This window comes from Teichococcus vastitatis (assembly GCF_003604215.1).
In the GTDB taxonomy this organism is placed as follows: domain Bacteria; phylum Pseudomonadota; class Alphaproteobacteria; order Acetobacterales; family Acetobacteraceae; genus Pseudoroseomonas; species Pseudoroseomonas vastitatis.
In genome coordinates this window covers 673,130-690,625 of record NZ_QXGS01000001.1, presented here as the reverse complement: position 1 = coordinate 690,625, position 17,496 = coordinate 673,130, and the positions used below count along the sequence as shown (strand labels likewise).

Here is a 17,496-nt window from a genome sequence, read left to right as displayed (position 1 = left end):
TTCATGGCGGGCGGCCTCGGGTGGTCGGAAGCGGGGCGATCAGGCTCGCCGGGCGATGGCCAGCACCGATCCGCCGGCCGGGTAGCGCAGGCCGAGGCGGAACAGCGCGGCCTCCGCCACGGTGACGCCGTGCAAGGTGGCATTCAACCACGGCGGAAACGGGGCAACATCGCTGGCGGCGTCGTCGGCACGCGCCAGCAGCTTGCGCTGCGCCACCATCAGCGGCAGCAGCAGCGCGTTCCAGTAGCCGATGCGACGCGGCGCGAAGCCGTTCGTCTGCAGCAGGGCGCGCACCTCGCCGGCAGTGTAGCGGCGGGCATTGTGGACGCGCCTGTCATGCGCCGAGTGCAGCCAGCGGAAGGCCGGCAGGTTCAGCACCAGCAGGCCGCCGGGCCGCAGCACGCGGCGCATCTCGCACAAGGCGCGTTCCTGTTCCACCGCGGCGTGGCACAGCACGTCCATGCTGGCCAGCGCGCCGAAGCTGGCCGCGGCGAAGGGCAGGGCGGCGGCGTCGCCCGCCACCACCTGGGCCCCCGATTTGGCGGCGGCGCGACGCGCGGCGAGCGAATTGTATTCGAGCCCGTGCAAGGCCTGCCCGGGAAACGCGGCGGCGAGGCGCTGCAGCAGGCCGCCGGTGCCGCAGCCCACGTCGAGCCAGGGGCCGTTCGGCGATTCGGTGCGCAGGGCGGCGACAACGCGGGCGTGCAGGGCACGGTACCACCACATCCGCTGCTCGGCCGCGTCCATCAGGTCGTATTCGGCGGGATCCACGGAGAATGCTTGTGGCAGTGCCCGACCCTTGCCGCAATGGGATTGCACAAAGGCAGCGCCGGGGAAAGGATGGTCCGGCGCGGGATGAAGCCACAGCTCATGGATTCCTTGACCCGGCAGGACACTGCCTGGGATTCGACGCCGTCTGCCAGCAGCGGGCGTCTTGCCGGTCTCAACCTGGCCACGCGGCTTGCCGCAGTGCTGGCGCTGCTGCCGGCGCTGGGATTCCTGCTGGTGCTGCTGGCGCCACCGCTGAATCCGGATGTGTCGGCGGTGCTGGACTTTGCCACCCGCATGCTGCGTGGCGAGCCGTTGTATGAGCGGCTGGTCGACGTCAATCCGCCGCTGATCTTTCTGCTGAACCTGCCCGCCGCCCTGCTGGCGGAATGGACGCCGCTGCGGCCGGGCCAGGCGTTGCAGCTCAGCGTGTTGCTGCTCTGCGCTGCCGTGTGGCGGTTGTGCATCCTGTTGCGGCATCCGGCGGAAGGGCCGGCGGCGCGCGCCGTGCTGCTGGCGGTGCTGCCGCTGCTGATGCTGCAAGCGGGCTTCGACTTCGCCCAGCGCGAGCACCTGATGGCGGTCGCCGCGCTGCCCTACCTGATCCTGGCCGAGCGCCGCATCACCGGTCAGCCGGCGCCGCGCCGCCTGTGGTGGGCCACCCTGTTGCTGGCCGCCGCGGGCTTCGCGCTGAAGCCGCATTTCCTCGCGGTGCCGGCGCTGGTGGAGGCGGCGGTGCTGTTGTCGGTGGCGCCGCGGCGTGGTCTCGCCGCCGCGCTGCGCGATCCGCTGCCCTGGGGCCTGGCCGTGCTGTGGCTCCTTTATCTGGCCGCCATTCCGCTGTTCTTCCCGGCCTACCTGGACACGGTGCTGCCCTTGATCCGAGACTGGTACCTGGATTTCGGCGGCGGCTCGGTCGGCCAGGTGCTGCGCAGCGCGATCACCGGCAGCGCCGCCCTGTTCACCCTGGGGCTGGCATGGCTGACGCTGATGGCGCCGCGCCGGCTCGGCTGGCTTCCCCGGCTGGCGGCGGCGGCGGCACTGGGCGGCCTCGCCGCCGCGCTGGTGCAGCACAAGGGCTGGAGCTACCATCTCGTGCCGGTCTGGCTGTTCGGCGGCCTGGCCGGCGCGATGCTGCTGGCGCGCGCCGCGGATGCCCTGCTGCCGGACGCCGCCGCCGGCCGTGCCGGGCCGCTGCTGGCCTTCGCCGCCGCCCTGGCGCTCGCCTGCTTCGCGCTGCGCGGCGACCAGTCGCCCTGGGTGCAGCTCAACTACGCGAACAGTCCCGGCGGCCAACTCGCCACCTGGCTGCGACGCGAAGCACCGCGGGGCGAGTTGCTGGCGCTGTCCCCCGATATCTCGGGCCTTTATCCGGCGGTGCAGGACACGGAGCAGCGCCTGCTCCTGCCCTACATGAGTACTTGGCTGTTGCAAGCTACCTACGCCACCTGCCATCCCGCCGCGCCGCGTTACCGGCCCGAGACGGCGATGCCGGCGGCCGAACGCCGGCTGCGCGACGAGGTGGCCGAGGCGTTGGCCTTCGGCATGCCGGAAACCGTGGTGATCGCCCGGTGGAGCGGCATTCCCGACTGCGGCGGCTCCTTTGATCTGCTGGAGTATTTCAGCCAGGACCGCCGCTTCGCCACCGCCTTTCGCCATTACCGCCCGGCCGGCGAGATCGCCGGCTACCGCCTGTTCCGGCGCCGGGATTGATGCCGCCCAATCATTCTGCCGTCGCCGCCCCGCCGCTGGATCAGGCGCTGCGCGGCATCGGCCTGGTGGCGGCGGGCTACGCCACGGTGGCGGTGTCGGACGCCATGGTGAAGTGGGTGCTGCCGGAGATCGGCACCGCCGCCGCCATGGTGTGGCGCGGGCTGTTCGGCGCCCTGACCATCGCCCTGCTGGTGCGCGGGCGCATTCCGCGCGCGGTGAACCGCCGGCTGCTGCTGGCCCGCTGCACCGTGCATTGCGGCGTCACCGTGCTGTTCTATCTGGTGTGGCAGCGCGGCATGCCGCTGGCCGACAGCTACGCCATCGCCGCCGTCGCGCCGCTGCTGATGACGCTGCTGGCCATCCCTGTCCTGGGTGAGAGCGTCGGCTGGCGGCGTTGGGCCAGCACCGGCTTCGGCTTCTGTGGCGTGCTGGTGATGCTGCGGCCCGGCGGGGCCTTGTGGGGGCTGGACGCCGCGCTTCTGCTGGTGGCGGTCGGGATGATGGCGCTGACGCGGATCTGGACGCGGCTGCTCGCGCGGACGGACAAGCCGGCCGCCATCACCTTCTGGCTGATGCTGGCGCATGTGCCGGCCGGGCTGCTGCTGATGCCGGCGTTGCCGCCGCCGCAATGGCTACCCGGGCCCGGGACCTTGCTGCTGCTGATGCTGCTCGGCGCCTCGAACGGCATCGCGCACTGGCTGTTCGCCCGCGCCTTCGCCCTGGCGCCGGTGTCGCTGCTGGCGCCGTTCGAATATTCCACCCTGGTCTGGGGCACCCTCCTCGGGCTGCTGGTGTGGGGCAATTTCCCGGCCGGCGGCACGCTGGCCGGCGCCGCCATCGTGATCGCCGCCGGGCTGTACAATCTGCACCGCGAACGGTTGCGCCGGCGCGAAGCCCGGAAGGAGCTGGCCGGCTGATGCCGTTGCGCCACGATCTGCGCCGCGGCGCGCTGATGATGCTGGGGGCGACCGCCCTGTTCTCGCTGATGGGGGCGCTGGTGAAGGGGCTCGGCGACAGCATCCCGTTCCCCGAGCTGATGTTCTTCCGCAACCTGCTGGCCCTGCCGGTGGTCGCGGCGATCGGGCTGCGGCGCAAGGTGGACCTGCGCACCCAGCGCTTCGGCGGGCATTTCCTGCGTGCCCTCGCCGGGCTGGCGGCGATGAGCTGCTCCTTCTTCGCCCTCACCGTGCTGCCGCTGGCCGAGCAGACGGCGCTGACCTATTCCACGCCGATCTTCGTCATCATCCTGTCGATCCCGATGCTGGGCGAGCGGCCGGGGCCGCATCGCTGGGGCGCGGTGCTGGTGGGCTTCCTCGGCATCCTGGTGATCGCGCTGGGGCAGGGCGCCTTCATCGGCGGCGGACGGCACGATCCGTCGATCCCGGAATGGCTGCTCTGGGCCGGCTTCGGCGCCGCAGCGACCCACGGCCTGTTCTCCGCCCTGACCACGCTGCTGGTGCGGCAGCTTTCCGCCACCGAGGCCAGCGCCGCCATCGTGCTCTGGCAATCCATCCTGATGACGGCGATGACCACCCTGGCGCTGCCCTTTGTCTGGGTGACGCCGAGCTGGGAGCAGCTGCCGCTGCTGATCGGCATGGGGTTGCTGGGCGGGCTGGCGCAGGTGATGCTGACAGAAGCCTATGCCAGCGCGCAGGTATCGGCGCTCGGCCCTTATTCCTATTCCGCGCTGATCTGGGCCATCGGGATCGGCTGGCTGGTCTGGGGCGACGTGCCGACGCCCTCCATGCTGGCCGGCGCCGCGATGATCGTCGCCGCCGGGCTGTACATCCTGCACCGCGAACTGCGTCGCCGGGGGAAACCATCATGAGCCTGCGCTTCCTGCGTGACGATCCGCTGCCCGCCGGCGTGGCGGAGGAACTCGGCCACCCCGACGGCGTCCGGCTGCGCCGCATCCGTTGCAACAATCCCGGACCCTTCACCTTTCTCGGCACCAACAGCTACCTGATCGGGGAGGGGGAGGTGGCGCTGCTCGATCCCGGGCCGGTCGATGCCGCGCATCACGGTGCCATTCTGCGCGCCCTGGACGGCGAGCGGCTGACCCGCATTCTGGTCAGCCACACCCACCGCGATCATTCTCCCGGCGCCGCGGCGCTGCAGGCGAGCACCGGTGCCGCCACCTTCGGCTTCGGCCCGCACCAGACCCCGCCCGCCGAGGGGGGTGACGGCGGCGACCACGCCTTTTGCCCCGACCATCGCTTGGCCGATGGGGCGGTGCTGGAGGGGGAAGGCTGGCGCATCACCGCCCTGCACACCCCGGGCCACTGCGCCAACCACCTGTGCTTCGCGCTGGAGGGCAGCGGGGTACTGTTCTCGGGCGATCATGTGATGAGCTGGTCCAGCAGCGTGGTGGCGCCGCCGGACGGCGACATGGCCGATTACATGGCGGCGCTGCGGCGGCTGGCCAAACGCGATGACCGGCTGTTTCTGCCCGGTCATGGCGCGCCGTTGCCGGAGCCGATCGGCTTCACCCGCGCGCTGCTGGCGCACCGCCAGGCGCGGGAGGACGGGCTGCTGGAGATCCTGGGCCGGCACGGGCCGGCGACGGTGGGAGAGCTGGTGCCGTTCCTGTATATCGGCCTCGACCTCAGGCTGCAGCCGGCGGCGGCGAAGAGCCTGCTGGCGCATCTGCTGAAGCTGCAGACGGATGCCGCCGTGGCGATCGATGCGGAAGGGAGATGGGCGGTCCGGGAACAGCGTTCCTGAAACCAGCCGGAATGGCCGGGCCATTCCGGCCGCACGGCCAGCGAGGAGGGAGGGCGGTGGCGCCCTCCCCCGAGCGGTTCAGGCGGCCTGCGCCATGGCAACCGCCTTCCACACCACCTCGGGCGTGGCCGGCATGTCGAGATGCGTCACGCCCACCGGGCTCAGCGCATCCACCAGCGCGTTCATCACCGCCGGCGGCGAGCCCACCGCCCCGGCCTCGCCCGCGCCCTTGACGCCGAGGGCGTTGGTTTCGCAGGGGATCTCGACCAGCTCGACCTCGATGTCCGGCAGGTCGCCGGCGCGGGGCAGGGCGTAATCGTTGAGGCTGGCGGAGATCAGCTGGCCGGTCTCCTTGTCATAGGCGGTGCGTTCCATCACCGCCTGGCCGATGCCCTGCGCCACGCCGCCATGCACCTGCCCGCGCACGATCAGCGGGTTCAGGGCGTGGCCCACATCGTCTACCACGATGTAGCGGGCGATCTCGGTGTGGCCGGTGTCCGGGTCCACCTCGACTTCCGCGATGTGGCAGCCATTCGGGAAGGTGTGCGCCGGAATGGCCGCGACCTCGGCGGCATCGAGCAGCGTCACCGTCTCGCCCTGGGAAGCGCGCTCCAGCTGCTTCGCGGCCAGTTCCAGGATGCCGATGTCGCGGTCGGTGCCGGCAATGGCGAAGCGGCCGCCGGTGAACTCGATATCGGCCGGCGAGGCTTCCAGCGCCTCGGCCGCTGCCTGCTTGCCCTTCTCGATCACCGAGGCGGTGGTGGCTAGCAGCGCCGCGCCTTCCGAATACAGCGAGCGCGCGCCGCCGGTGCCGCCTCCGGAGGGCAACCCGTCCGAGTCGCCCTGCAGCACGCGGATCTTCTCGACCGGGATGCCCAGCTGGTGGCCGGTGATCATGGCATAGGCCGTCTCGTGGCCCTGGCCGGTGGACTGGGTGCCGACCAGCACGTCCAGCATGCCGTCCTCGGCGAAGCGCATCGCGGCGCGCTCCGAGGCGTCGCCGCCCGTGGCTTCCAGGTAATAGGCCATGCCGATGCCGCGGCGCTTGCCGCGGGACGCGGCCTCGGCCCGGCGCGCCTCGAAGCCCGCCCAGTCGGATTTCTCCAGTGCCTTGTCCAGCACCAGGGCGAACTCGCCCGAATCATAGGTCTGCCCCACCGGCGTCTTGTGCGGCATGGCGGAGGCGGGAACCATGTTGCGGCGGCGCAGCTCGATGCGGTCCACGCCGATCTCTCGTGCCGCGGCATCGATCAGCCGCTCCACCAGGTAGTTGCTCTCCGGGCGCCCGGCGCCGCGATAGGCGTCCACCGGCACGGTGTTGGTCAGCACGCCCAGCACGTTGGCGTAGATCGCCTGGAAGCCGTAGACGCTGGCCAGCACCTTGGTGCCGGCGCCGCAGGGGATGAACGGCGCAAAGGTCGAGAGATAGCCGCCCATGTCGGCGTAGTTCTTGGTCCGCAGCGCCAGGAACTTGCCGTTCTTGTCCAGCGCCAGCTCGCCTTCGGTCAGGTTGGCGCGGCCCTGGGTGTCGGACTGGAAGGCCTCCATCCGCTCCGAGGCCCATTTCACCGGCCGCCCGAGCTTGCGCGCCGCCCAGCAGCAGAGCGCGTATTCGGCGTACATGTAGAGCTTCATGCCGAAGCCGCCGCCGACATCGGGGGTGATGACGCGGAACTTCTCCGGTGGCAGGTGGAACACCGAATTCGCCAGGATGTCCTTCACCAGCCAGGAACCCTGGGTGCCGGCATGCAGCGTGAAGCGCTCGGTGGCGGGGTCGTATTCCGCCAGGGCGGCGCGGCCTTCCATGCTGTTCACGATGATGCGGTTGTTCACCACCGTCAGCTTGGTGACGTGCGCCGCCTGGGCGAACAGCGCGTCCGTGGCGGCTTGGTCCCCGGTGGCCCAGTCGAAGCAGATGTTGCGCGGCGCCTTGTCCCAGATCTGCGGCTGGCCCGACTCGGTGGCGGTGGCCAGGTCGGTGCAGGCGGGGAGGACGTCATAATCCACCATCACCTGCTCGGCGGCGTCGCGTGCCGCCTGCACGCTGTCGGCCACGATCAGGGCGACGCCGTCACCGACGTGGCGCACCTTGTCCACCGCCAGCCCGTAGCGCGGCGTGTCGGCGCGCGGCGTGCCGTCGCGGTTCTTCAGCGGAATGGCGCAAGGGATCTCGCCCAGGCCATCGGCCAGCCAGTCCTGGCCCGTCAGCACCGCATGCACACCGGGCAGGGCGGCGGCGTCGGCGGTGTCGATCGAGGCAATGCGGGCATGGGCATGCGGACTGCGCAGCACCACCGCATGCAGCTGGCCAGGCACCGCGATGTCATCGGTGTAGCGGCCATTGCCTTTCAGAAGTCGTGGGTCCTCGACCCGTCGCACGGCCTGGCTGAGCCCGAACTTGGCCATGGCTGTTCTCTCCCCGGATGTTCTCCCGGAGCATAGTTGGCCATGGCGAGAGGCATGGGAAGAGGGGAAGCGCTCAGCCCGTGTTGGCGGCGGCGGCCGGCAGCGGCAGCACGCGCCGGGCCCACAGCGTCAGCACCGCCATCAGAATGGCGGCCGTCAGGAAGCCTGCGCTGTAGCCGCCATGCCGCAGCAGGACGCCGAAACCGATCGAGCCGATCCCCTGGCCCAGGAACAGGGCCATGGCGAAGGCGGACACGGCGGTGGCGCGGGCTTCCGGCAGGGCCTCGGTGCTGCGGGCCTGCAGCACGCCGTGGAAACCGAAGAAAAACAGGCCGATCAGGGCCTGCAACACCGCCACCATCGGCCATACCGGCGCCAGGGCCAGCGCGGCGAGGGCGACCGACAGCAGCAATCCTCCGGCCAGCATCAGGCGCATCTCGCCCAGCCAGTCCAGCAGGCGCCGGGCGGTGCGGGTATAGGCCAGGGCACCGAGGCCGAAGCCGGCCACCACCAGCCCGGCCTGCCAGGGTTCCAGGTGGAAGTCCTGGATCAGGTAGGAGCCGATGAACGGAAAAGCGCCGCCGAACAGCAGCAGCCCGTCCAGAAACGCGGTGAGCAGCAACAGGCGGGCTGGGCGGCGGCGCAGCAGCTCGGCATAGCGCGTGAAGCCGAAGCGCCCGGCCTTGGCCGGCTGCCCGCGCCACAGCCGCGTTCCCAGTGTGCCGGCGATGGCCACCGCCGTCAGCAGGGCCACCGTGGCGGTGACCAGAAACACCGAGCGCCAGCCGAAGGCCTGGCCGATGCTGCCCGAGACGGGGCCGGTGAGCAGCTGCGCCATCACCATGCCGGTCATGAAGCGGCTGATCGTGGCCTGCCGTTCCTGGTAGGGGACATTGTCGCCGATCCAGGCCAGGGCGAGCGGGATGATGGCGCCGCCCGCCGCTCCGGTTGTGGCGCGCAGCGCGATCATCTGCCCGAGCGAGCCGGCCATGGCGCAGGCCGCCATGGCCAGGCCATAGGTCACGAGCCCGATGGTCAGCACGCGCAGCTTGCCGAAGCGGTCGCCCAGCGGCCCCAGCAGCACCTGACAGAACCCGTAGGGCAGGGCGAAGGCGGTGATCAGCACCGCCACTTCCGCCACGCTGCTGTGCAGGTCGCGCGCCACCAGCGGCAGCAGCGGGTCGAGCAACCGCATGCCGCAGCCGGTGGCAAAGGCGGCCGCCGCCAGCAGGGGCAGGATGGCGAGGTTGCCGGATGGCAAGGGGCCGGGCGGCGCCGGGTTGACCGTCACCGCGTCCGCCGCCTCGCCGCGCGGGCTCACGCGGCGTCGACCTTGTTGGCGTCCGGGATGGGGCGGGTGGCCCGCTTGCGCTCGCTCTCGGTTTTCAGCTGGCCGCAGGCGGCCAGGATGTCGCGCCCGCGCGGCGTGCGGATGGGCGAGGAATAGCCGGCATCCGATACAACCTTGGCAAAGCGGTGGATGGCGTTGCCCGAGGAAGTCTCGTAGGGGCTGCCGGGCCAGGGATTGAACGGGATCAGGTTCACCTTGGCCGGGATGCCCTTGAGCAGCCGCACCAGCTCCCGCGCATCGGCTTCCGAATCGTTCACGCCCTTCAGCATTACATATTCGAAGGTGATGCGGCGGGCGTTGGAGGCGCCGGGGTAACGGCGGCAGGCCGCCATCAGCTCCTCGATCGGGTATTTGCGATTCAGCGGCACGATCTCGTCGCGGATGTCGTTGCGCACCGCGTGCAGGGACACGGCGAGGCCGACGCCCAATTCCTCGCCGCACTTGTCCATCATCGGCACCACGCCGGAGGTGGACAGGGTGATGCGGCGGCGCGACAGGCCGATGCCCTCGCCATCCATGATGATCCGCATCGCCTTGGCGGTGTTCTCGTAGTTATAGAGCGGCTCGCCCATGCCCATGATGACGATGGTGGAGAGCAGGCGCGGCGTGCCGTCGGTCGGGCTCGGCCATTCGCCATAGCTGTCGCGCGCCGCCATGAACTGGCCGACGATCTCGGCGGCGCCGAGATTGCGCACCAGCTTCTGCGTGCCGGTGTGGCAGAACTTGCAGCTCAGCGTGCAGCCCACCTGCGTCGAGATGCAGACAGCGCCACGGTCCTCCTGCTGGTCGGGGATGTAGACGGTCTCGACCTTCTGCCCGTCGCGGAAGGCGAACAGGAACTTGCGGGTGCCGTCCTCGCTGGTCTGCTCGGTGTCCACGCCGGGACGGCCCACCACGAAGCGCTCCGCCAACTTCTGCTGCATCGGGCGGGCGATGGTGGACATCGCCGCGAAATCGGTGGCGCCTTGGTGATAGATCCAGTGCCAGAGCTGCTTGGCGCGGAACGGCTTCTCGCCGATCGCCACCATCTCCGCCGCCAGCTCCTCGCGCGACAGGCCGACCAGGTCGCGCCGGCCATCCGGCAGCGTGGCCGCGGGCGGCGCGAACAAGGCCGACTTGGCCAGGATGCGGGCGCGTTCGGCTTCGGTCAGGTCAGGCGTCGGGGCAACGGAAATGCTCATGATGGGTCACCGGCGGGCGGCCGGGCACTCCTTGCTGATGGCTTCATAGGCGGCGGTGAAGCCCGAGAGGGAAAACGTGTCGGTGGCGGTGCCGCGGCCCTGCGGTCCGGTGCCCCTGGCCACCGCGTTGGCGCCCGATTTGAACGCGGCCACGGCGCGGGTGCCTTCGCGCGCGTACGCGTTGTCCTGCGCCGGATAGAATTCTAGGTCGGTGCCGCCGACGCCGATTTCAACCTCGGCATTGCGCACATAGGTGTAGCCGGATTGCAGCGCCACCTGGTCGCGCCCTTGCGGCCGGTGCGTGACCGTCAGGATGACGTTCTGGCGGTTGCCGGCTCCATCGGTCTTGCTGGCGCGGGTAAAGGCGTAGCAGATCTTCTGCGAGCCTTGGCCCATGGCCGCCGCCGTCCAGTCGGCGAAGGTGCCGAGCGCCTGCGGACGCTGCTGGGCCACGGCGCCGCCGGGCAAAACGACGGACACCATCGTCGCGATGGGGATGCCGATCAGGATCAGATTGCGAATGAGCCGGGTCATGGCCGTCACATAAGGGTTGTGGAGGCGGGGTCGCAACCGCGCAGGCACCGGGGCCGATGTGCGGGGGCCGCAGGGATGTGGCACGTCGGCGCCCGCACCGGAAGCGAAAAGGCGGGCGTTCTTGTGCGTCGCGTCATTTCGCCGGCGACTTGGCGGGCGGCCACAGCACTTTGTCGCCATAGTTGCAGGCCTCGCGCGCCACGCAGTGCCAACATTCCGGCATTCGCGCCTTGCAGATGTAGCGGCCATGCAGGATCAGCCAGTGATGCGCGTCGCGCAGCAGGTCGGGCGGGACGCGGCGCATCAGCCCCTCCTCCACCTCGCGCGGGGTTTTGCCCGGCGCCAAGCCGGTGCGGTTGCCGAGGCGGAAGATGTGCGTGTCCACCGCCATCGCCTCGGCCCCGAAGGCCACGTTCAGCACCACATTGGCGGTTTTGCGGCCCACTCCCGGCAGCGCCTCCAGCGCCTCGCGGTCGGCCGGCACCTCGCCGCCATGCTGGTCCAGCAATTGCCGCGACAGGGCGATCACGTTCCTGGCCTTGCCCTTCCACAGCCCAATCGAGCGGATGTGGCGCGCCAGCCCTTCCTCCCCCAGCGCCACCATGGCCGCCGGGGTATCGGCTTCGCGGAACAGCGTCGCCGTGGCCTTGTTGACGGACACGTCGGTGGCCTGGGCGGACAGCGCCACCGCCACCAGCAGCGTGTAGGGCGAGGAGAAGGCCAGCTCGGTTTTCGGCGCCGGATTGGCCTCGGCCAGCGCGCGGACGAAGCGTTCCGCCTGGGCGGCGGACATGCGGCGGGCGCGCCGTGGTGCCTCGGCGGTGCCGTGCAGCGGGCGCTTGGCGCCGCGCGGCCGGCGCAGGGCCGCCGCCCGGGTGCCATCCGGTTCCAGCTGGGGCGGCCGCGGGATGGCGCCGGGCAGCGCTGGAGCCGGCATGGGCGGAGGGGGGGTCTTGGAAGGTCGTTTCATGGGCCGTGAATCGTGAGGGGTCGCGCCACTACGCAGCACGTCCGGACAACCTATGTTGCCCGGCAATGTCCGCAACATCCGAACCCGGCCCAGAGCCGCTGCTGTTCCAGGCTGTCAGCACCCCGTCCCGCTCGCTGCGGCCGATGGCGCTGGTGGTGCTGGCCGTGCTGTGCGTCGGCTGGCCGATCCTGGGCAGCATCCTGTTCGTGGTGCTAGGTGCCTGGCCGGTGGTGCCGTTTCTCGGCGTCGAATCGGCGCTGGTGCTGGGCGCCGTGGTGCTGCACCACCGCTGGTCCGGCCGGTCGCGGGAAGTGATCTCGATCACTCCCTCGCACCTCAGCGTGCGCTGGCGCGACGGGCGCCGCCGGCAGGGGGAGGCGACACTCGACCCTTACTGGGTGCGGGTCGAGCTTTCCGAGCGGCACGGCCTGACGCTGGTGCAGCGGGAACGCCGGGTGATGATCGGCCGCTTCCTGTCGGACGAGGAGAAAGCGGATCTGGCCCAGGCCCTGGACCAGGCGCTCGCGGCCTACCGGCGGCCGGTGTTCGACAATCCGCAGTTGCGCGATCCCTGATCCTCCCGACATCCTGCCGCCCGGTCGGACCCGATCCGGGCCGCCGCTTTCCAAAGGAACAACCCATGGTGCAGTCCAGCAATGCCGGCGCCCGGATGATGCGGCACGCCGGAAACGTGGTGAACATGCTGGACTCGGCCCGGCAGGTTGCTACGGCCCGGCTATCGGCCGAGCAGGCGGGGCTGCGGGGCGGCCATGCGACGGTGCTGGAATATGGCCGCATGGTGCCGGAGAAGATGCTGGCCTTCACCGCGGCCCAGGCGGCGCTGTGGCAGGGCGGCGCGCAGCTGATGCAGCGGGCGATGGAGTACGGCTTCCAGGAGGCGGCGGCGCAGCAGTCCCTGCTGCGACAGGGCGCCACGGGCGGCCCGGCCGGCTGGGCCACCGCCCAGGCCGAGTGGATGGGCGGCGCCGGCCTGCGGGCGACGCGTTTCTGGACTCAGTTGGGTGCCGACGCGCTGAACATGGCGGAACAATCGCTGAAGCCGGTGCAGCGCGCCGTGTCCGGCAATCTCAAGCGGCTCGGCTGAGTTCCGCGATACCAGGTGGGCTCAGGACGGCACGTCGCCCGCCGCGAAGCGGTCAATCTCCGCCTGCCGGCCCCGGGCGGTGGCGGCATAGAGCACCAGGATCGCCAGCAGCAGGCCGCCCGCGATCATCGGCGCTGTGGCGCCGCCGCTGGTGGTGCGCACCACGATCAGCGCCAGGCAGACCAGCATGCCGAGCGCCGGAACCACCACCGGCACCTCGAACGCGCCGCGCGGCTCGCCCGGGCGGCGCTTCAGCACGATCAGCGCGCCGTTGACCAGGGTGAACACGAACAACAGCAGCAGCACGGTGGCGCTGGCCAGCGCGGCGATGTTGCCCAGCATGGCCAGGGCCAGCACGATCACGAACAGCGCGCCGATGGCGACATGGGGGGTATGGCGGCTGGGATGCACCCGCCCGAAGGCTTCCGGCAGCAGCCCCTGCCGCGCCATGCCGTAGAGCAGGCGCGATGCCATCACGTAGTTCACCAGCGCGGTGTTGGCGACGGCGAAGATGGTGATGCCGATGAAGCCCAGGGGCGGAAACCACGGCGCCGCGCGGCGCACCACCTCCGCCAGCGGGGCCGGCGCGGCGGCCAGGTCCCGCCAGGGCACCACCGACACGGCGGTGACGCAGATCGCCATGTAGATCACCGTGGCGGTCACCATGGCCAGGATCAGGCCGGCCGGCATGGTGCGCTCGGGGTTCTTCACCTCCTCGGACAGGTTCAGCGTGTCCTCGAAGCCGATAAAGGAGAAGAAGGTCAGCACCGCGCCCTGGAACACCAGCAGGGTCGTGCCGGCCGCCTCGGTGCCGCCGGCCGGCCCATCGGGCCATTCCAGCAGGCTCGCACTGCCCCAGTAAGGGATGCCGACCGCGATCACCAGGACCAACCCGAAGGCCTCCACCACGGTGCAGACTGCATTCAGCCACAGCGATTCACGGATGCCGCGCAACAGAATGCCGGCCAGCAGCAGCAGAAAGCCGGCGGCCAGCAGCGCCACCGGCACCCCTTGCCAGCCGAAGGCGGCCTGCAGGTTGCGCGCCACCACATTGGCCTGGGTGGCGATGGAGGTCAGGCCCGAACAGGCCACCGCCAGCCCCACGAGGTAGCCCAGCAGCGGCGAGCGGTAGGCCCGCTGCGTGACGTAGCAGGCGCCGCCGGCGCGCGGGTAGCGGGAGGCGATGGTGGCATAGGACAGCCCAGTGAGCAGCGCGGCCACCATGCTGACCAGAAAGGCCAGCCAGATGGCGCTGCCCATCAGCCGTGCCGCCTCGCCCACCAGCCCATAGATGCCGGCCCCCAGCATGGAGCCGAGTCCATACATCATCAGCAGGCCCAGGCCGATGCGGCGCTGCAGCCGGGGCTCCGCCCCGGCGGTTGCTGCGGTTGCCATGGATCGCTCCTGTCACCACCCAATCGAAACATTCCGGTAATGGTGAAGCGAACCGGCAGTTGCGCCGCAAACGGAAAAGGCGCCGCGGCCCTCGCCGCGACGCCCTCATGCTCCCCGGATGGGACGGACGCTCAGCCCAGTCGCTCGCCGTGCAGCGAAACGTCGAGGCCCTCGCGCTCCTCCTCCTCGGTGACGCGCAGCCCCATCACTAGGTCGATGACCTTCAGGATGATGAAGGTCGCGATGGCGGTGAAGGCGAAGGTCGCGGCCACGGCATAGACCTGCAGCATGAACTGCGCGAAGGAGCCGGCGATGCCATCCGGGGCGGCCGGCGTGGCCGACAGCGGGCCATAGGCGAAGATGCCGGTCAGCAGGGCGCCGGCGATGCCGCAGACGCCGTGCACGCCGAAGGCATCCAGGCTGTCATCATAGCCGCACCAGTGCTTCAGCGCCGTGGCGCCCCAAAAGCCGGACAGGCCGGCGATCAGGCCGATGACCAGCGCGGGGAAGGGCAGCACGAAGCCGGCGGCTGGGGTGATAGCGACCAAGCCGGCCACGGCGCCGGAGATGGCGCCCAGCACGGACGGCTTGCCTTTGATGATCCACTCGGCGAACACCCAGGCGAGCACGCCGGCGGCGCCGGCCACCTGCGTCACCAGCATGGCCATGCCGGCGCGCCCGCCCGCGGCGCCGGCCGAGCCGGCATTGAAGCCGAACCAGCCGACCCACAGCAGGGCGGCGCCGATCACGGCGAAGGCCAGGTTGTAGGGCGCCATGTTGTCATGGCCGAGGCCGGTGCGCTTGCCCAGCATCACCGCGCCCACCAGGCCCGCCACGCCGGCATTGATGTGCACCACCGTGCCGCCGGCGAAATCCAGCGCGCCCAGGGCGAAGATCCAGCCATTCGGATGCCACACCCAATGGGCCACCGGGCTGTAGACCAGCAGCGACCAGAAGATGGTGAACACCACCAGCGCGGAGAACTTGATCCGGTCCGCCCAGGCGCCGGTGGCCAGTGCCGGGGTGATGATGGCAAAGGTCATCTGGAACATGACGAACACGGTTTCTGGGATGGTGAAGGCCACCGCCGCGTCGCCGCTGCCTAGCGTGAACGGGGCCGCCCAGTTCTCCGCCACGCCGGACAGGAACATCTTCGACAGGTCGCCGACATAGGCGCCGCCCTCGCCGAAGGCCAGGCTGTAGCCCGCCACCATCCAGATGACGCTGGCCAGCGCCGCCAGGAAGAAGGACTGCATCAGGGTGGCGAGCACGTTCTTCTTGCGCACCATGCCGGCATAGAACAGCGCCAAGCCGGGGATGGTCATCATCAGCACCAGGGCGGTGCTGGTCAGCATCCACGCGGTATCCCCCGTATCCGGGGCCGCCGCGGCGTCCTGCGCCAGGGCAGGGTCGGCCAGCAGCAGCGTGGCCAGGGGGGCAGAAAGCATGGCGGCGGCGCCGCGAGCCTGGGGAGCGATCGCTCGCATCATCCTCATTTCCATTGTTGTCCTGTGGCGCTGAGCGGCGTCAAAGCGCCTGGTCGTCGGTCTCGCCGGTGCGAATGCGCAGGGCGCGCTCCACATCCAGCACAAAGATCTTGCCGTCGCCGATCTTGCCGGTCCGGGCGGTGGTGGCGATCGCCTCCACCACGGCGTCGACCATGTTGGCCGGCACCGCCACCTCGATCTTCAGCTTCGGCAGAAAGGACACGTGGTATTCCGCGCCCCGGTAGATCTCGGTCTGGCCCTTCTGCCGGCCAAAGCCTTTCACCTCGGTCACGGTCAGGCCCTGGACGCCAAGCGGGGTGAGCGCCTCGCGCACCTCGTCCAGCTTGAACGGCTTGATAACAGCCATCACCAACTTCATGCGCTGCGGCCCCCTCTAGCTTTATCCGCGTGGCTGCCACGGCTGATGCGAGCGCCGTGCCACACGGTGCCACAGGCCCGGCCGAGGCCGCTCCGAGCGAAAGCTGCACAAATTTTGTGCGGTGGAGCCTGTCCCGGCGGCGGTAGCGGGCTTCCGGGGCGACGCGTCCGGCGGCATGATGCGGCGCATGCAATCCGCCCCCCAGCCTGTTCCCTCATCCTCTCGCCACGAGGTGGTGGTCTGCGTCGTCGGGGCGGGTCCCGTCGGCGCGGCGCTGGCCGCCACCCTGGCCGCCGCCGGGGTGCGCACGGCGGTGGTGGACAGCGCGCCGCTGCCGCCCATGGAACTGCCCGAATTCGATGGCCGCGCCTACGCCATCGCGCTGACCAGCCGCAACCTGCTGGAGGCTGCCGGCATCTGGGCGCACCTGCCCTGGGCGCCCGGCCCGATCACCCGCATCCGCTGCGTGGATGGCGAGGTGGGCGAGGCGCCCAGCCGCATGGCGCTGCACTTCGATGCCGCGGAAACCGGCGCCGGGCCGTTCGGCTGGATGGTGGAGGCGCGGGCGCTCCGCATGGCGCTGAACGCCCGCATGGGTGAGCTGGCGCATCTTTCGGTGCATGCCCCGGTCCGTGCCGAGGTGCAGCGCCACGCCAGCGGCGCCGAGATCCGGCTGTCCAACGGCGCGGTGATCGAGGCGCAGCTGGTGGTGGGGGCGGAGGGACGTCGCTCGCCCCTGCGGCAGCAGGCTGGCATCGGCACGGCGACCCTCGACTACCACCAGACCGGCCTCGTCGGCGCGGTGGCGCATGAGCGTCCGCATGACGGCATGGCGCTGGAGATGTTCCTGCCGCACGGCCCCTTCGCCCAGCTGCCGCTGGCGCCGACGCCGGAGCATCCCAACGCCTCCGCCATCGTGTGGTCGGAGAAGCGTGCCATCGCCGAGCGCATGCTGCGCCTGCCGGATGCGGAATATGGCCGCGAGATCCAGCGCCGCATGGGCGACCATCTGGGGCGCGTCACGCCGATCGGCCGGCGCTGGTCCTATCCGCTCACCGCCATGCATGCCATGCGCTATACCGCGCCGCGCCTGGCCCTGGCCGGCGATGCGGCGCACGGCATCCACCCCATCGCCGGGCAGGGCCTCAATCTCGGCTTCCGCGACGCCGCGACGCTGGCGGAACTGGTGATCGCGGCGGCGGGGCACGGCGAGGATGCCGGCTCGCCGGGGCTGCTGGCGCGCTACCAGGCCGCGCGCCGACCCGATGCCCTGCTGATGCTGGGGGCCACCCACGTGCTGGAGCGGCTGTTCGGCAACCGCCTGCCGCCGCTGCGGCTGGCGCGCCGCCTCGGCCTCGGCGCGGTGGAGCGGATGCCGCGGCTGAAGGGCTTCTTCGCCCGCCGCGCCATGGGCTTCGGACCGGTGACGGGATCGCTGATGCTGGGACAGGGCAGCGCGGCGGACTGACCGCCGCGGCCGCCC

General features: G+C 70.7%; 16 protein-coding genes. 7 read left to right on the top strand and 9 right to left on the bottom strand.

Going from position 1 to position 17,496, the window contains the following annotated elements; genetic code table 11:
- Positions 1–39 precede the first annotated feature (39 nt).
- Complete coding sequence (locus D2K64_RS03255) at positions 40–771, bottom strand: class I SAM-dependent methyltransferase (RefSeq protein WP_120006555.1); 732 nt, start codon at positions 769–771, stop codon at positions 40–42.
- Between the two features lie 99 nt (positions 772–870).
- Here D2K64_RS03255 and D2K64_RS03250 point away from each other — a divergent pair, with 99 nt between their 5' ends.
- The 4 genes from D2K64_RS03250 to D2K64_RS03235 are packed head-to-tail and all read left to right on the top strand — an operon-like array spanning position 871 to position 5,205.
- Positions 871–2,481 (top strand): hypothetical protein, encoded by a 1,611-nt coding sequence (locus D2K64_RS03250; RefSeq protein WP_238383976.1) that lies wholly within the window; start codon positions 871–873, stop codon positions 2,479–2,481.
- Positions 2,481–3,398, top strand: coding sequence for a DMT family transporter (locus D2K64_RS03245; protein WP_238383975.1), 918 nt, complete (start codon positions 2,481–2,483; stop codon positions 3,396–3,398). The genes D2K64_RS03250 and D2K64_RS03245 overlap by 1 nt, the downstream gene beginning before the upstream one ends.
- Complete coding sequence (locus tag D2K64_RS03240) at positions 3,398–4,309, top strand: DMT family transporter (RefSeq protein ID WP_120006553.1); 912 nt, start codon at positions 3,398–3,400, stop codon at positions 4,307–4,309. The genes D2K64_RS03245 and D2K64_RS03240 overlap by 1 nt, the downstream gene beginning before the upstream one ends.
- Entirely contained in the window at positions 4,306–5,205 is a 900-nt protein-coding gene (locus D2K64_RS03235) for an MBL fold metallo-hydrolase (protein ID WP_120006551.1), read from the top strand. Before D2K64_RS03240 ends, D2K64_RS03235 begins: the two co-directional genes overlap by 4 nt.
- Positions 5,206–5,283: 78 nt before the next feature.
- On the opposite strand, the gene D2K64_RS03230 is transcribed toward D2K64_RS03235, so the two are convergent.
- From D2K64_RS03230 to nth, 5 genes are all read right to left on the bottom strand, one after another.
- Positions 5,284–7,611: a xanthine dehydrogenase family protein molybdopterin-binding subunit gene (locus tag D2K64_RS03230; protein WP_120006549.1), complete on the bottom strand. Its 2,328-nt coding sequence runs from the start codon at positions 7,609–7,611 to the stop codon at positions 5,284–5,286.
- 73 nt (positions 7,612–7,684) lie between these two features.
- Positions 7,685–8,932 carry an MFS transporter gene (locus tag D2K64_RS03225; protein WP_120006547.1) on the bottom strand — a complete coding sequence of 416 codons (1,248 nt, stop codon included), beginning with the start codon at positions 8,930–8,932 and terminating at the stop codon, positions 7,685–7,687.
- Positions 8,929–10,143, bottom strand: a complete 1,215-nt coding sequence (gene rlmN, locus D2K64_RS03220; RefSeq protein ID WP_120006545.1) for a 23S rRNA (adenine(2503)-C(2))-methyltransferase RlmN — start codon at positions 10,141–10,143, stop codon at positions 8,929–8,931. Before rlmN ends, D2K64_RS03225 begins: the two co-directional genes overlap by 4 nt.
- A gap of 6 nt (positions 10,144–10,149) precedes the next feature.
- A complete protein-coding gene (locus tag D2K64_RS03215; RefSeq protein ID WP_120006543.1) occupies positions 10,150–10,677 on the bottom strand; it encodes an invasion associated locus B family protein in 528 nt (175 codons plus the stop codon).
- A gap of 133 nt (positions 10,678–10,810) precedes the next feature.
- Positions 10,811–11,470 carry an endonuclease III gene (gene nth / locus D2K64_RS03210; RefSeq protein WP_120006827.1) on the bottom strand — a complete coding sequence of 220 codons (660 nt, stop codon included), beginning with the start codon at positions 11,468–11,470 and terminating at the stop codon, positions 10,811–10,813.
- 242 nt (positions 11,471–11,712) lie between these two features.
- Between nth and D2K64_RS03205 the strand changes: the two genes are divergently transcribed.
- Both D2K64_RS03205 and D2K64_RS03200 read left to right on the top strand, forming a co-directional pair.
- A complete protein-coding gene (locus D2K64_RS03205) occupies positions 11,713–12,222 on the top strand; it encodes a DUF2244 domain-containing protein (RefSeq protein ID WP_120006541.1) in 510 nt (169 codons plus the stop codon).
- 65 nt (positions 12,223–12,287) lie between these two features.
- Positions 12,288–12,752: a hypothetical protein gene (locus D2K64_RS03200; protein ID WP_120006539.1), complete on the top strand. Its 465-nt coding sequence runs from the start codon at positions 12,288–12,290 to the stop codon at positions 12,750–12,752.
- Between the two features lie 21 nt (positions 12,753–12,773).
- Here D2K64_RS03200 and D2K64_RS03195 read toward each other — a convergent pair whose 3' ends face one another.
- From D2K64_RS03195 to D2K64_RS03185, 3 genes are all read right to left on the bottom strand, one after another.
- Positions 12,774–14,147 (bottom strand): APC family permease, encoded by a 1,374-nt coding sequence (locus D2K64_RS03195; protein WP_120006537.1) that lies wholly within the window; start codon positions 14,145–14,147, stop codon positions 12,774–12,776.
- A gap of 131 nt (positions 14,148–14,278) precedes the next feature.
- Positions 14,279–15,637: an ammonium transporter gene (locus tag D2K64_RS03190; protein WP_370764264.1), complete on the bottom strand. Its 1,359-nt coding sequence runs from the start codon at positions 15,635–15,637 to the stop codon at positions 14,279–14,281.
- Positions 15,638–15,674: 37 nt separating this feature from the next.
- The gene (locus D2K64_RS03185; protein ID WP_120006535.1) at positions 15,675–16,013 is read right to left on the bottom strand and encodes a P-II family nitrogen regulator; all 339 of its coding nucleotides are present in this window, start codon (positions 16,011–16,013) and stop codon (positions 15,675–15,677) included.
- 187 nt (positions 16,014–16,200) lie between these two features.
- Between D2K64_RS03185 and D2K64_RS03180 the strand changes: the two genes are divergently transcribed.
- Complete coding sequence (locus D2K64_RS03180; RefSeq protein WP_120006533.1) at positions 16,201–17,481, top strand: UbiH/UbiF/VisC/COQ6 family ubiquinone biosynthesis hydroxylase; 1,281 nt, start codon at positions 16,201–16,203, stop codon at positions 17,479–17,481.
- The last annotated feature ends 15 nt before the right edge of the window (positions 17,482–17,496 follow it).